The organism is Streptomyces sp. NBC_01142 (assembly GCF_026341125.1).
Classification (GTDB): domain Bacteria; phylum Actinomycetota; class Actinomycetes; order Streptomycetales; family Streptomycetaceae; genus Streptomyces.
In genome coordinates this window covers 3,154,470-3,168,031 of record NZ_JAPEOR010000002.1, presented here as the reverse complement: position 1 = coordinate 3,168,031, position 13,562 = coordinate 3,154,470, and the positions used below count along the sequence as shown (strand labels likewise).

The window sequence follows — 13,562 nt, the reverse complement described above, 5'->3', positions numbered from 1 at the left end:
ACTACCAGGCGGGCGGCGGTCCGTACTGCCCCGACGCCTGACCGGGCGCCTGACCGGGCCCCTGACCAGTCCCGTGGCCGGGGGCCTGACCCAGAACCTGTCCGTGTACCTGGCCAGGCAGGTGCCCGGGAGCCTGACCCGGTGCCTGCCCCTGAGCCGTGAAGGAATCAGGAGACGGGAAGGGTGCAGGAGTCGGCAACGCGGCCGTCCGTCGCCGCGCGAGCAGCACCCACGCCCCGAGCCCGAGCACCAGCACGGTCCCCGCGCCGATCCCGGCCGCCGCAACCAGCTGCATCGTGTCGCTCTTCGCCACCTCGGGTGCGCTCTTGCCGCTGTCCGCCGCCTCCTGGTCGTCCTGGGTGACCTCGAAGTCCCCGGCAGGTCCCGCATAGGCGGGAGCGGCCTTCGCCTCGCCCTGGACGTTCACCCGCAGGGTCAGCGGGATCGCCTTCTTGCCGAACTCCGCACCGACCTCCGGGTTGAGGGTGACCGAGAGGTAGTACCAGCCGGCGAACCGCATGGCGCTGGTCGCGTTGTCGGAGTCGTACCGGTTCTCGTACGCCACCGGCGGCAGCGGCTCCAGCGCGACCGATTTCTGCTTGCCGTCGTAGTACACGCTCGATTCGTTCTGGACGGACCCGCGGGCCGGGTTGTACAAGGACAGCACAAAGGCGTTCGTGACGCTCTGGGTGCCGTCGGCCGTCGCGCTGGTGCCGAGGTCGGCGCTGGCGAAGATCTGCTGGCCCCAGTTCACCGGCACCCGGTAGAAGAGCGTCCGGCCCGGCGTGATCGCGTCCTGCCACTCGCCCTGCTTCAGGCTGGTCGCGTCGGTGAAGCTCGTGCCGCCGGGCCGCTTCTCCGGGCCACCGGCGGGCGCCGCGGGCGAGGCGGACGGCCAGCTCTCGGGCGGCGCGGTCGGTGCGGCGGACTTCAGCCCGGGCTCGGAGGCGAAACGGATCTCCACGTCCCATGCCTCGGGCGTGGAGGTGGCCTCGCTGGACCGCTCGAGGAGCACGTAGTACGCGCCCGCCTCCTGGCAGGTGCTGCTCTCCTTGTCGATCGTCCTGTCCGCGTACGCGGCGACCGGACGGGCGTAGGTGGCGGAGCCGAACATGGCGTCGTCGTCGCCGCACTTGGCGCCCGAGCGGTCCTCGACACTCACCGCGAGTTTGTCCGCGTAGGCGACCTTGGTGGCGAGCTTGGGTACGGCCACCGCCGAGATGTACGCGTTGGTCTTGGCGTCGAGATCCACGCGGTAATAGCGTTTCTCGCCCGGTTTGATGGTGTCCTTGTACGTCGATCCTGCCGTCAGGGGCGGCCCGTCGCTGTTGACCGGGGAGCCCTGGACGGGCTTGGCCTCGCTGTCGAAGGCGTACGGATTGGGCTCGCCGGCCGCCCACGACTGCCCGGGCAGCGCCGCCACCGCGCACATCGCCGCCATGGCGGCCAGCGTCACCCGGCCGCCCCTGCCGCGCTGCCTCTTCACGCGCTTCTCCTCGTCGTGGTCGTGTCCGTGGCCGGACCCCTGGCCGGACCCGTGCCCGACCTGCGCCGTACCAGTACAAGCACCAGGCCCGCGATCACGATGACCGCGCCGCCGACCGCCGCGGCGGTCGCAGTGCCGGACCATCCTGCCCCGGCAGCCGCTTCGCTGTCTGCGCGGGCAGCCGAATCACCCTTGTTGTCCGCCTTCTTCGCCAGGGCGGGGGCATCGTGCTGGGGACCTGCCAGTTCGTCACCGATGACCGCCACCCGCAGCACCACGCCGATCTGCGGATTCTCGGCGATCTCTGCGGCCTTCGCACCCAGCGTGACGGCGATGTAGAAGCCGCCCGTGGTGTGGACCGGGACGACATTGGGGTGATGCTCGTGGCGGTTGGTCCAGGCGACCGGCACAGTGCCCATCTCCAGCGCCATGGGGCGGCCGTTGTAGATGGTCTGCGGGCCGAACTCCCCGGTGCCGCCACCGACCGGCGCCCGGGCCGGCGTGAAGACCTGAGTGGCTCCGTAGGACCACACCGAGGACGCGCCGTCCACCGTCGGCTCGTTGGCGAACTCCACGTCGTACCGCAGCTGCTGTCCCCAGCCGACCGGGACCTTGTACCAGAGGGTCTGCGACGGCAGAACCTTGTCCCGCCACACCCCGTGTCCGATCTCCTTGGCATCGTTGAAGCCGGTGCCGCCCGTCACGTCCCGCGGATCCCCGGTCGGCAGCGGGGCTTCCTTGTCGCCCCTCCCGTACTCCGGCTGCGACTGAGCGGGCGTCACATCCTTCGCCAGCGGCTGCTCGACCGTGTACGTCAGCTCCAGCGGCCAGCGCGCGGCGTCCGAGCCGGGCTTGCTCTCCCGCTCGACAACCAGCCAGTACCTGCCCGCCTTGTCGCAGCTGCCCGTGCCCTTCGCGCTGGGAATCCGGGCGACAGCCGAGGTCAGCGGGGTCGCTCCCTCTTTCTGGAAGAAGTGCTCGGAGCTGGACTCGCAGGAACTGTCAGTGCCGTACGCGATGCTGGTGCGCAGGACGTCGAAGGTGTCGACCGCCGCCCCGGGCTGCGGCACCGCCGTCGCCGAGAAGTCCACAGTGGAGACGCCGTCCAGATCTGTGGCGTAGTACCGCTTCTCGCCGGGCCCGATCGTGTCCAGGTACTGCCCCGGCAGGAGAGCGGGCGCCGTGTCCCGCGTCCGTGCGCCCTCGACCGGCTTGCCGCGGAAGAGGTATCCGTCCGCCGACAGCTGTGCGGAGCGCTGCAGCTGTCGGGCGAGCGCCTTGGCGTCGGGTGCGTCGTAGTAGCGGCCGTTGCCCGCCCTGGCGATGCACTCCAGCTGCTGCCGTGCCGCGCCCCGCACCTGGAAGCCGACGGTGTCGATACGCAGCCCGATGCCGTCCTTGGCGAGCTGCTCGGCCACCTCGCAGGGCTGCGGGGTGCCGCAGTTGTCCTCGCCGTCGGAGATCAGCAGGATCGTGCGTGTACCGATCGCGCCGTCGGCAGGCCTCGGCAGGTCCTGAGCCGCCTTCTGCAGAGAGAGCCCGATGGGGGTGTCGCCCTTGGGCTGCACTGCTCCCACGGCCTGCTTCATGCCCGTACGGTCCAGCGGCTGCACAGGAAGGGCAAGCCGGGTGTCGGTGCAGCCCTTGGGCTGATCGGCACCGTAGACCCGCAGACCGGTGGGAAATCCGTCAGGAAGTGCGTCCACAACGGTTCCGACGGCCGCACGGGCGGATTCCATCCGGGTCTGCCCTGTGCCGTCGTCGTCGGCCATGGAGCCGGAGGAGTCCAGGACCATCACCAGTCCGTTCTTCCCGTCGGCCTGCCCGGCCTGCTCGATCTGCCCGGTCTGCCCGGTCTGCTCGGTCTGCTCCGCGGCACCGGCGGCCGGCAGTGGACCCGCCACCAGCGCGAACAGCGCCGCGCCGATCGTTGCCCCCGCGGCGCGGCGGCCCAGTCGTGCCTTCACCCGTGTTCCCCTCCCGAGATCCGTGCTTTGCTCTTGCAAGCTAATGATTTGCGGAGGTGAACTCAAGGTCGTGACTGTCACGGTCACGCAACAGCAAGAACAGCGAGAACCACAGCAAGATCGCCCCCGGTACCGGACACCGGCACCTGGGCAGCACGATGCCCCGGGACACGAAGCCCCCGGACAGCACGAAGCCCCGGCCGCTTCCGCGACCGGGGCCCGTGATCAAGACTGACGCGTCTCACACACCCAAACCTGCGGGCACGGAGTCGGTCGCCTCCGTCCACAGATCCTGCTCGGCGCGATCCGCCTGGATCTGGCGGTACACGAGGAGCCCGCCGATGGCGGCCAGTGCGACCAGGAGAAGCTTCTTCACCGCGCGACCTCGTCTTTCCTTGACGTATGAGGACTTCTGGCGCCCGACTATACACACCGACCGATACCGATCGGTGACCTACCTGTGCCCCAACTCCGGGCCCGGAGAAAGAGATCGGTCCGGACGGAGATGCTCCGTCCGGACCGATCCTCAAAACTGGGGCTGACAGGATTTGAACCTGTGGCCTCATCCTTGTCAGGTCGGTTGTGGATCCCCGTTACGCCAAGGTATGCAGCCGTTTCACCGACCTCGGCAGTCGTGGGCGAGCGGCCGTAATCGCCGATGCTTGCTGCTGTTGGCGTCAGGCGTTGATGTCAGCGAGAACGGCGGCGCTTGACGGCTTCAGGCACGGCCTGGATCAGCGTGGCCGCTTCTTACCGATGCACCGGGAACGGCCCGGCGGCCGCACGGGCACTCCCGTCACCACTGCCCTCGCGACCGCGGTCCGCCTTTCGCTCGGCACCGAGCAGAGCTCATCGCCGTCGAGAACTGCTGGTCACACGCCCCGAGGTGCGCAGCGCGCCCGGCAGGTCGAGAGGGAAGCAACCCGACCGGCCGAACGGAAACGCGCGGTTGTGCGGAGCCGTACAGCACCGTTGTGCGGGGCCGTACGACACCAAGGAGCCAGCAAGACGAGTCACATGAGTGGGGCCCGCCGGAGCTCGACCGGCATCGACATCAGCTGGGTGGTCTTCGCCGCCGTGCTGATGATCTTTGGCGGCCTGATGTCGCTCTTTGCGGGCATCTCGACCATCGCCAACGACGACGTGTTCGACTCCGCTCGAAACTACTTCTACGCGTTCGACCTCACCGGATGGGGCTGGATCCATCTGATCACGGGTGGCGTCATCACTCTCGCCGGTTTCGCCCTCTTCCAGGGCGCCACCTGGGCGAGGGTCGTCGGCGTGGGGCTGGCCGGCCTGGCCATACTCGCGAACTTCCTGTGGCTCGCTGCGCGCCGTTCTGGGCGACCGCCCTGATCGCGATCAACGGCTTCGCGATCTGGGCACTGTGCGCCGCTCCCAGTCCGTCCGAAAACTGAAGCCAATGCATCAAGGCCGGCAAGTGCGCTGCCGCCCATCTGCTCCGTCCTCGGGCGGTCCCTGGACAGGCAATCCGCAGGAAACGGACTTACCGTCGAGCAGTAGACGCTGCACCGAGATGCGGAGCCCTTCTACCGCCCGCTGATCCTCGTCACGACACCATCAGGAGACGACCTGCCATGGCCACAGCATCTGAAACCCCGGTACTGGACACCCTCGCCGCGATGACGGTCGATTCGATCGAGCGGTGTGGGCTGGCCCCGGACATGTTCATGCTCACCCGCATCGCTGCCCTCGCCGCCTCGGATGCTCCGCCGATCTCCTACGTCGCCCACATCGACCCCGCCCTCCAAGCCGGCCTGACCGCCGACCAGCTGCAGGATGTCCTGGTCGCCATCGCCCCGATCGTTGGCACAGCCCGCGTCATGACGGCAGCCGGCAACATCGCCAAAGCACTCAGCATCGAGATCGCCGTCGCCGACGCCCAGGCCCGGGGCGGAGCGTAGAGACGTCGCCCGAGGTCTCGAGCCACCAGCCGCGCCCGGCATCGATGAAGCGAAAGGCCGGTGCAGCGGCTTTGGGCGGGATCTGCCACAGGGCGGGAGATCAGGGCCCGTGAGTCTCCCGCGAATCGGGCAGTCTCTGGACCTGCCCGCGATAGCCCGATGTGGGCCCCGATCTTCGAGGCTCACCCCATGGTGGCTGCGTAAGTAGGGCCGTGAAGCCGACCGCCCCAGCCACATCGGGGTCCCATCCCCATCCCCGTCCCCATCACCTTCGCCATCGGCAAGCGGCCCGGCGGCCGGCGGCCGGGCCGGATCAGGGCACAGACCGACGCGCGGCCCGAGTCCTCGGGCCGCGCGCCGTGCGCGCCGTGCACGCCGTGCACGGCGGGAGCGCCTTGATCGAGGTGGAGGAACCTGTAACAGGCCCGCTGGCGCGGCTCAGGGCGTTTTTGTGGCGGCCCGCTTCACGCTCTTGCTCCTGCTGGTACCGGTGCTGCTCCGCCCGGGCTTGGTGGGCGCGCTCTTCCGCCGCTTCGCGGCCTCAGTGCCTGCCACCGCCTGCGATGACGCTGTCCGGGTCCGTGCGGTCGGCCACTTGAACTCGATCTCCAGCTCGATCTCCCCGTTACCGACCTCGACCTCTATCTCGCTGCGAAGGTCGTCGGGGATCCGCAGGCTCAGCACCCCGGGGCCGAGTTCCAGTTCGGCATCCCCACCTTGTCTCAGCGCGGCCGCGAGCGCCGTGAGCTGATCAGCCGCCTCAAGGCGTGACAGCGAGCGCTTCTGCTCAAACTTCAGGTCCTTCATGACTGTCTCCGATCTGGCTGAAAACAGTAGATAACGTCAATTCTGATGCCATGCACCGGATCGGACATCCTCATGGCCGGGCGAAGGAACCGGAAGGACCGACGACCTGACCCAACACCTGACAAAGCCCTACCGGCGGGCGCGAGGGAGCGCGGTCAGGGCGATCCAGGTGGTCCGGCTCACGCCTGCTCAGGTCCGTACGTTCATGACGACGTTGGAGCATCGCGAGGGAGTGCCGGCCGCCACGCGCTTCGAGGTTCCGCGGGTGCTCCGCAATGCGCTCAACCGGGCCCGGCGCGAAGAGCTGCTGTCGCGGAACGTCGCCGAGCCGGTGAACATGCCGAAGGTGAGCAAGGGCGAGGGCAAGGGCGAGGGGGAAGGCAAGCCGTGGTCGGCGCCCGCGCGAAGCCACCGAGCACACACGTTGTGGATGCGCATCAGCGAGAAGCGGCGGCATTGCTCGCCGACCTTCTGGAAGATCCGCCATAGGCTGATCTCGGCCGGAGATGCCAAAGGCCCCCAGCCTTGATCGGCTGGGGGCCTTTGCAATGGTGGGGCTAACAGGATTTGAACCTGTGGCCTCATCCTTATCAGCAATGGTCGTGGACCACTCCTGACAGGAGTTTGCGCAGGTGAGAGCCACTTTCTCCCATTAGATGGAGATCACCTGGGAGATTTTCGGGAGAACTCTGCTCCAAGCAGGGACCACAAGCTCACCTGCGCGGGTACGTCATTGAGGCCGTCTCAGAGGGAGACGCTGAGGCCGGCGTGGTGGAACTGGCCGACCGTGCCCAGGACCTCGCTCTTGACGGCGTCGGCCTGGGACAGCACGGACGCGTCGCTGACCGCGTGGGGACCGACAACGATGCTGGCGTGCGGGGCCACGCCGCCGGAGATGTTGTCGAGCTCAGCGTCGGAGATCTCAGCGGTCTGAACCTGGGGAGCGGAGTTCATGATGAAACTTCCCTTTCGTATGGATGATCCACGAGGGGGCGGCCCCGCTGGGGACGGCGGGCCTCGACCGCAGGTGTGGCGGCACCCGGTTTCCGGATGCCTTCGCACAACCCTGTGGTGCGGAGGATCAAAGCACGGAGCATGCCGGATATCCAATGAACTGGCGCTACCACCAGGGCCGTTCAACGCATGGGTGACCCACCCGTGCAGACGCGCACACGAATGTAGGACGGCTTCTCCACATGCTGTGCAGGGCTGGGAGGTGACTGTTGCTGCCCCTGTGGTTCCAAACGGGCACTCCACACAAACAGAGCACCGCCCGGCGGGCTCTCTGCGGATCCGTCGCGCACTGGTACCGCGCTGCGCATTCGATGTGCAGATTTACCGAAGCCGTCGGGACCACTCACTTCGGACACTGACCGTTGTCTGTCCGTGGCTGGCCGTCCCCCTACTTGCTCGTGCTTTCCACGTCGCCTGCGGGATCGTGCGGCCGAGGGCCCCTGCTTGTCCCCCACAGGATGGGGGCGCCTGGGCACCTACTGATCGTTGCTGCGGAACTGCGGGCGACGTCGCCAGGGCAGCAGAAAGGGCGCCTCCGGGGAGACGCCCTTTCTGCAATGTGACACGGCTAGGAACGTTGAGCTGCCCGAGCGCTGAGGAGAGCATCAAGCACCGCAACCGACGACCGCGGGCTCATCGCCAAGCGAGCATCCAGCGCCGCGTACCAGTTACGGTCCAGGCCCTCCAGGAGCCGGAGCCGCATCTCGCCCGAGACGTGCGAGTACCGCGCCGAGACCGAGCCGTCGATGTGCCCCATCCGCTCGTCCATGAGGACCTTGGGGGTGCCCATCTCCTCCATGTGCATCTTGTGCGAGTGCCGCTCTCCATGGGGCGTGAGCCCGGCAGCGATCGGCGTCCAACAGAGGGTGCCCGGCATCCACCGCTCGGCCTGGATCGGCACGGGTACGACGGGCTTGTCCTCCTTCCCCTTCTCTGGTCGGTACGTGCCATGGGCGGCCGGATAGAAGATGCGGCTGCCGAACCCCGAGCGGCGCCAGTGCGCGGCCGTCTCCTCTGCGGTCCTGCCCCTCGTGTATTCGAGTTCGGCGATGGCTTCGGTCACGCGGAGCTGGGTCTCCGCGGCGACGAGTTCCGGGTGGTTGAGCACGTTCGACACTGTGCCCGTGCTGACGCTTGCCACCTTGGCTACGTCTTTGAGGGTGGGGCCACCTCCTCGTCCCCACCGCCGGACGGTGCCGTAACTATCGAAGACGTATGTACGACCGTGGCACGGGCACGGAACCGGATTCTTGCGAGCGATCTGATCGCGGAGGAGAGCAATGAGCCACCGGTTAGCGTCTAGCGTCCGGTAGCTGTCGTCCTTCGGCGGGCACCGCACGAGTTCGCCGGAGTCGAGTTCGACAAGCTGCCACTCGACACGAATGGCCTCCTCTCTTACGAACTTCGTCTCCAGCCCTACGAGTTCGCCCCAGCGTTTCCCCGTGTATCCGATGGCTACGTTGGCCACAAACTCGTCGTCCCGTCCGGACAAAACTGCCATCCGCTCGGCGATGAGCAAGATTCCCAGGGGCGAGGTCGTCACTTTCTCCGGGCCACGATGGCGGGTACGGCCAGCTCGCTTTCCCCTCCCTCGCCGTTGGGTAGCCGGGTTGGCGGCGACCAGTCCTTCCTCCACCGCGTCCGCGAAGACTAGGTGGAGGCGCGAGCGGTACGTCCTGACACTTTCCGGCGCGTACACCGCCTTGATCTTCTTCTCCCAGACGGAGACGTCTCGCGCAGTGATGGCCTTGAGAGGACGGTCACCGAACTCGGGGAGCAAGTGCCCCTCGATGTCACGCCGGTAGTTGTCCATGGTCGTCGGCGCAAGGTCGATGTCCTCGAACCATCGGTTCACGTACTCCTCAAACGTCTCCAGGCCGAGGGACGGGTCCCTCCAACCCTTGTCCCTGATCCTGGTCTCTTCGTCGTTGGCTGCCCGCTTGGCCTCGCGAGCGGTCTTGAACTTGATCGTTCGACCTTGCTCGTCGCAGACCGTGCCGTACTTACCCTTCTCGATCTTGAACCGGCCACGGAAGTAGTCGCCGCGCTTCTCTCCGTATCCCATAGGGCGTCCTCCTCTCTACTACGCGGCGGCGAGCTGCTGTGCCCGGAGGACCCGGCGCGGCGGACGGGCAACCAGGCGCGTGGTCGGCTCGGCTGTCCGCTGCTTGCGAGTACGCCGTGCGGGAGCGGTCTGGGGAACGCCCGCGCTCCGGTCCGGACGCTCTTCGAAGAGGGCGATGATCTCGGCGCAATGTTCCGCCGTGAAGCGGTACGCACCTCCGGCCCGCGTGAACGGAATACGACGCTGCCGTGCCTGCTCCTTCACCCACCACTCGGAACAGCCGAGGGCCTCGGCGATCTCCGCCGGTCGGAAGAGGTGGGGCAGAGTGACCGCGGTGACACTGTGACGGCTGTGACCGGTCATCCCTGTCCCCCGTTCTCACCCGGGACGACGTAGCCCCCGGCCTTCCTGATGAGCTGGACGTCATTGGCCATGCGGGAGCAGCTCTGCCGTACGAGGTCGGGCTGCAGCCGGGTGCCCTCGGCGATCTGCTTCGGCTTGGCTCCGGGGTGCTCGCGGACGTAGCGCAGGATCGTTGCCCGGGTGTCGCCGATGGTGTGATCGGCTGCGGGGCCCTCGAGGAGCTGCCAGGCGCCGGCCTCTGCGTAGAAGCGGAGCGCGTACTCGGCCTCGTCCACGTCGCGGCCGGTGACGTGCAGGACACCATCGGCCTGGCCCCGAGCTCGCTTCAGCACGAGGGTGGCGTCCGCGGCACCGGCGAGGCCGTTGGTACCGGAGACCTCCGCGAGGAAGTCGTCCGACGCGGCCTTGCGCACGTGGTGCACGAGGACAACGGCGATGCCGTAGTGATCCGCGATGCGCTTCGCGTGGCCCACGGCCGCGTAGTCCGCGTCATACGCGGAGGCACCCGGAGCGGAGTTCCCGCGCATCTTCGCGAACACGTCGATGACGACCATGCGCGCCTCGGGATTCCGCTCGACCCACTGGGCGATGGCCTCGCTCCCGCCCTGCGGGAGCGGCGGGCACGAGGTGGCCAGCGTCAAGCCGGACGGCGCACGCTCGTTGCCGAGGATCTTGCCCATGCGGGTCTGCAGACGGCGCGGGGTGTCTTCCAGCGCGAGGTAGAGCACCGGTCCCCCATCCACCGGAACGCTGTCCATGGCCGTGCCTCCGGCCGCGACCGAGAGGGCTAGGCCGAGAGAGAGCCAGGACTTGCCGACCTTCGGCGGACCGGCAAGGAGGTTCACGCCCTCGGAGATGATCCCCGGAACGGCCCACTTCGGCGCCGGGAACTCCGTTGCCATGAGCTCATCGGCGGTCCAAGCCGTGCGGATGCGCTGCTGTGCGGGCTGCAGGGGGCGAGGTTCCGGCGCAGCCTGTGCGGAGTACAGATAGGGCGGGTTGTGCGGGTCCTCGGTCATGCTGCCCTCCGTACGACGGTCCGCGGCTTCTTCGCTCCGGCGCGCTGGCCAGAGGCGATGGTGCGTCGGGCGTCCGGCTCGGTGAGGCCGATCCGGACGGCAGCCTCAGTCAGCCAATCGCTCACCTCACTCGCCGCGAGCTCTCCGCCGGCGACCAGCTGTCCGAGGGCGACGGACGCCTCATAGAGCGAGTTGTTGCGGTTGCCCCTGTGAGCCCGGGTGACGCGCTGCAGCTCTCCGTCGACCGCCGCGCGCAGGTACGCGCTGTGGCGGTCCTTGGCGATCAGGGCAACGGCAACTGGACCCCGCGGCGGCAGCGGCGCCGGGACGAGGAGCTTGGTCAGCCAGTTCGGCAGCGGAACCGGTGGCACGTCGTGCACCACGGAGTAGGGCTTGCCGTCGACCGAGCTGTGCGCGCCTACGACGTAGCCGCCGCTTGCGCGGGTGTCGATCTTCCATCCGAGCGTGCCCGCAGTGTTGCGCAGCTCCACGTCGGCGGGGGCCGCGAAGTAGAGGTGAGTGCCCCCGCTGGCCGTGCGGACGCTGTACGTCTGGATGGGGAGCGTCTGGCCGTGCCGCTCGGCGAGTACGGCGAACATGTCCGAACCATCGGCCACGTACGAGGGAGTCTCGGCGGGCGGCACGTCCTGGTCGTGCTTGGGCACGTCCAGGTCGACGACCACCAGGCCGGAGGGACCAGCCGCGATGCCGAGGTTGTAGTCACCAGCCGTCCAGCAGCGCGTGACACGGTCGGCGTCGGTCGTTGCGCGCGGTTCCCAAGATCGGATGGCCGGGCGCTTGCTGTCCGGGATGAGGGGGAAGACGTGCCAGCCGCGCTCAGTCGCTTCGAGAGCGGCGCGGGGCAGCGGGCAAGGAGTGTTGTGGTGCATCCTGATGGCACCTCCTGATTCCGTGGATGGGATGGGAGGAACCGGGGCAGTGGGCTGCGTTGACCCGTCGACCACTGCCCCGGGCGAGATCAGAAGAGCTGCGAGCGACTCCATTCGCTGTACTGCTCGCGGACGTAGTCGCGGCGGTCCCCGTCAGTGGCCAGGTCCGCGCCCCTGGGGCTGAGCCCGGTGTGCGCCGAGTCGAAATCGATCAGCCCGAGGGCAGCCCCCTCAGCGGTCTGAATGGCGGTAGCGGCGACCTCCGGCGCGTACGTGGCGGCCTCCTGCAGGGCGATGCGGTCCAGAAGCGCAGCCTTTCGGAGCCAGAACTCGCGGCCGAGCTTCGAGCCGAGGCGGCGGCTGGCGGCTTGCTGAGTGACCCAGCCGATTTCGGAGATGATGCTGGGGGCATCCGCGTAGGTGACGTCGGGGTCCGACGTGTTGAGGGCGGCCTCGGGACCACTCGTTTCGAACGTCATTGCTTCTCCTTGGGGTTGGGATTCGCCCTGGCTGCAGTCAGCAGGAAATGCAGGGCGCTTTCAGCCTTCTCGCCGTAGGCGTATGCGCAGTCCGCCAGTCCGGTGGCGAATTCGGAGGCGTTTGCCATCTCGGCAGCCTCGTCGTCCGACAGGCGGCCGTATGAAGCAAGGTCGTTGGCGACGGCGACGGCACACTCGCGGGCGGTGACGTCGTCCCGGAGAACGGCGAGCCGCTGATTGCCGGACCACTCGCCGAGGGCCGCATGGAGGTCGGGCAGCAGGCTGTCGGGAATCACGTAGCGGCCGTCCTGACGATGCAGCTCGACGTACTGGGGGCTTTCGCCCTTGAGTACGGCCTGCAGGGCTCCGGCCGTGCCGTAGGCGTAGGCCAATGCCGTGTCCTCGTACAGCTCCCTGGCTCGGCTCTCCGTCTGCCGGTAGATCTCTTCGAGTCGAGACAGAGCGTCGTCGTGTGGGCGGATGAAGTGCGCACCAGGAACGTTCAGCGTTCCATCGATGGAGAGCAGACGGAACGGATCGGCATTCCAAGCGGCAATCCGCGCCGTTTGGTTGGCGGTCCGGTACTCGCGGGCTGCCGCCCCGAGAGCGAACACGCTGTCAGCGAGGCTGTGGAACCACACGCTGGTGGGGTTGGGCATCGGCGTCCTCCATGTGGAGTGCAGGCCGGGCTCTCCGGTCCTCCGCTCGGTCCCACCTCCTTGGGAGTTGGGACCGGACGGGGAACCGTCAGCCAAGGGCCTGAGCCTCCTGGATCCCGCCGGCGGCACCCAGGAGGAGTGCACGGAGATCGCTGCCTACGACGATTGCAAGGCGGTGCTCGATCGCCTGCCAGGAAGCGGCATCTATTGCCATCAGGGCGGCGATGGCCGCCGGACCCTTGCCTTCTTCAATCGCGGTGAGGGCATCGCGGAGTTCACCGGAGGCCATCAGCGAGATGCGCGGCCGGACGGTTGCGTTCTGCTTGGACATGGTCGGGATTCCTCTCTTGGGGTCAGTTGCCGACGTCGCGGACGGCGTCCGCGAGGGCGTTCATGACTTGGTCGATGGAGGCGGCGGCTCCCGTCCTGGAGAGGTAGAAGCCGAAGAGGAGGGCGACCACGGCAGCGCCAATGCCGAGGGCCTTGAAGCGCAGGAGCAGGGCCAGGAGGAGGCCGAACAGCGCGAGCGCGGAGATGGTGAGGAACATGGCGGAGCCTCCTTGGGACGGGTCAGCGGGTGCCCTCGCCGTGAAGGCGAGAGGCGATGTTGTAGATGCGGCGACCGAGACGAATGCGGCGGCCGTAGCCGCTGCAGCGGCGGCATTCACGGCCGCGCTTGAGGTGTCCGGTGAAGCGCCCCACCCGGGCCTTGGAGCCCCAGCCCTTGCACTTGCGGCAGGTTCCGAACGGGCTGGCGGCGCACAGTGCTCCGTAGCAGAGCGTGAGGAATATCAGGCCGGGTGCATAGGAAAGCATCGAAGACATGAGGACCCCTCTCAGGGCAGGAATCAGGGTGTGCTCGGAGAGGGCCGCTAGACGCTAGCGGCC

Annotated in this window: 16 protein-coding genes and 1 pseudogene; 3 read left to right on the top strand and 14 right to left on the bottom strand. The window is 68.0% G+C overall.

From position 1 onward, the window contains the following. Position 1: 1 nt before the first annotated feature. The 3 genes from OG883_RS32075 to OG883_RS32065 all read right to left on the bottom strand — a co-directional run bounded on the left by OG883_RS32075 (position 2) and on the right by OG883_RS32065 (position 3,829). Positions 2–1,486 (bottom strand): hypothetical protein, encoded by a 1,485-nt coding sequence (locus OG883_RS32075; protein ID WP_266548176.1) that lies wholly within the window; start codon positions 1,484–1,486, stop codon positions 2–4. Further along, positions 1,483–3,453 (bottom strand): VWA domain-containing protein, encoded by a 1,971-nt coding sequence (locus OG883_RS32070; protein WP_266548174.1) that lies wholly within the window; start codon positions 3,451–3,453, stop codon positions 1,483–1,485. The genes OG883_RS32075 and OG883_RS32070 overlap by 4 nt, the downstream gene beginning before the upstream one ends. 241 nt (positions 3,454–3,694) lie before the next feature. Further along, the gene (locus OG883_RS32065; protein ID WP_266548172.1) at positions 3,695–3,829 is read right to left on the bottom strand and encodes a DLW-39 family protein; all 135 of its coding nucleotides are present in this window, start codon (positions 3,827–3,829) and stop codon (positions 3,695–3,697) included. 641 nt (positions 3,830–4,470) lie between these two features. Between OG883_RS32065 and OG883_RS32060 the strand changes: the two are divergent. Next, positions 4,471–4,871, top strand: a pseudogene (locus OG883_RS32060) (hypothetical protein). A gap of 180 nt (positions 4,872–5,051) precedes the next feature. Further along, the gene (locus OG883_RS32055; RefSeq protein WP_266548170.1) at positions 5,052–5,378 is read left to right on the top strand and encodes a carboxymuconolactone decarboxylase family protein; all 327 of its coding nucleotides are present in this window, start codon (positions 5,052–5,054) and stop codon (positions 5,376–5,378) included. Between the two features lie 438 nt (positions 5,379–5,816). Here OG883_RS32055 and OG883_RS32050 read toward each other — a convergent pair whose 3' ends face one another. Beyond that, a complete protein-coding gene (locus OG883_RS32050; protein ID WP_266548169.1) occupies positions 5,817–6,185 on the bottom strand; it encodes an amphi-Trp domain-containing protein in 369 nt (122 codons plus the stop codon). Positions 6,186–6,390: 205 nt separating this feature from the next. Between OG883_RS32050 and OG883_RS32045 the strand changes: the two genes are divergently transcribed. Continuing rightward, the gene (locus tag OG883_RS32045; RefSeq protein ID WP_266548167.1) at positions 6,391–6,714 is read left to right on the top strand and encodes a hypothetical protein; all 324 of its coding nucleotides are present in this window, start codon (positions 6,391–6,393) and stop codon (positions 6,712–6,714) included. A gap of 215 nt (positions 6,715–6,929) precedes the next feature. Here the strand turns inward: OG883_RS32045 and OG883_RS32040 are convergent, their stop codons facing one another. The 10 genes from OG883_RS32040 to OG883_RS31995 all read right to left on the bottom strand — a co-directional run bounded on the left by OG883_RS32040 (position 6,930) and on the right by OG883_RS31995 (position 13,499). Continuing rightward, positions 6,930–7,139: a hypothetical protein gene (locus OG883_RS32040; protein WP_266548165.1), complete on the bottom strand. Its 210-nt coding sequence runs from the start codon at positions 7,137–7,139 to the stop codon at positions 6,930–6,932. Positions 7,140–7,767: 628 nt separating this feature from the next. After that, positions 7,768–9,264, bottom strand: coding sequence for a LacI family DNA-binding transcriptional regulator (locus tag OG883_RS32035; protein ID WP_266548162.1), 1,497 nt, complete (start codon positions 9,262–9,264; stop codon positions 7,768–7,770). Between the two features lie 18 nt (positions 9,265–9,282). Then, on the bottom strand, positions 9,283–9,627 hold the full coding sequence (locus OG883_RS32030; RefSeq protein WP_266548159.1) for a helix-turn-helix domain-containing protein: 345 nt from the start codon (positions 9,625–9,627) through the stop codon (positions 9,283–9,285). After that, the gene (locus OG883_RS32025) at positions 9,624–10,646 is read right to left on the bottom strand and encodes an AAA family ATPase (RefSeq protein WP_266548156.1); all 1,023 of its coding nucleotides are present in this window, start codon (positions 10,644–10,646) and stop codon (positions 9,624–9,626) included. Before OG883_RS32025 ends, OG883_RS32030 begins: the two co-directional genes overlap by 4 nt. Beyond that, positions 10,643–11,536, bottom strand: coding sequence for a bifunctional DNA primase/polymerase (locus OG883_RS32020; protein ID WP_266548153.1), 894 nt, complete (start codon positions 11,534–11,536; stop codon positions 10,643–10,645). Before OG883_RS32020 ends, OG883_RS32025 begins: the two co-directional genes overlap by 4 nt. 89 nt (positions 11,537–11,625) lie before the next feature. Beyond that, positions 11,626–12,015 (bottom strand): hypothetical protein, encoded by a 390-nt coding sequence (locus OG883_RS32015; protein ID WP_266548150.1) that lies wholly within the window; start codon positions 12,013–12,015, stop codon positions 11,626–11,628. Next, the gene (locus tag OG883_RS32010; RefSeq protein ID WP_266548148.1) at positions 12,012–12,674 is read right to left on the bottom strand and encodes a hypothetical protein; all 663 of its coding nucleotides are present in this window, start codon (positions 12,672–12,674) and stop codon (positions 12,012–12,014) included. Before OG883_RS32010 ends, OG883_RS32015 begins: the two co-directional genes overlap by 4 nt. A gap of 88 nt (positions 12,675–12,762) precedes the next feature. Beyond that, positions 12,763–13,005, bottom strand: coding sequence for a hypothetical protein (locus OG883_RS32005; protein ID WP_266548145.1), 243 nt, complete (start codon positions 13,003–13,005; stop codon positions 12,763–12,765). Positions 13,006–13,027: 22 nt separating this feature from the next. Further along, positions 13,028–13,222 carry a hypothetical protein gene (locus tag OG883_RS32000; protein ID WP_266548142.1) on the bottom strand — a complete coding sequence of 65 codons (195 nt, stop codon included), beginning with the start codon at positions 13,220–13,222 and terminating at the stop codon, positions 13,028–13,030. Between the two features lie 22 nt (positions 13,223–13,244). Then, positions 13,245–13,499 (bottom strand): hypothetical protein, encoded by a 255-nt coding sequence (locus tag OG883_RS31995; RefSeq protein ID WP_266548139.1) that lies wholly within the window; start codon positions 13,497–13,499, stop codon positions 13,245–13,247. Between the last annotated feature and the right edge of the window lie 63 nt (positions 13,500–13,562).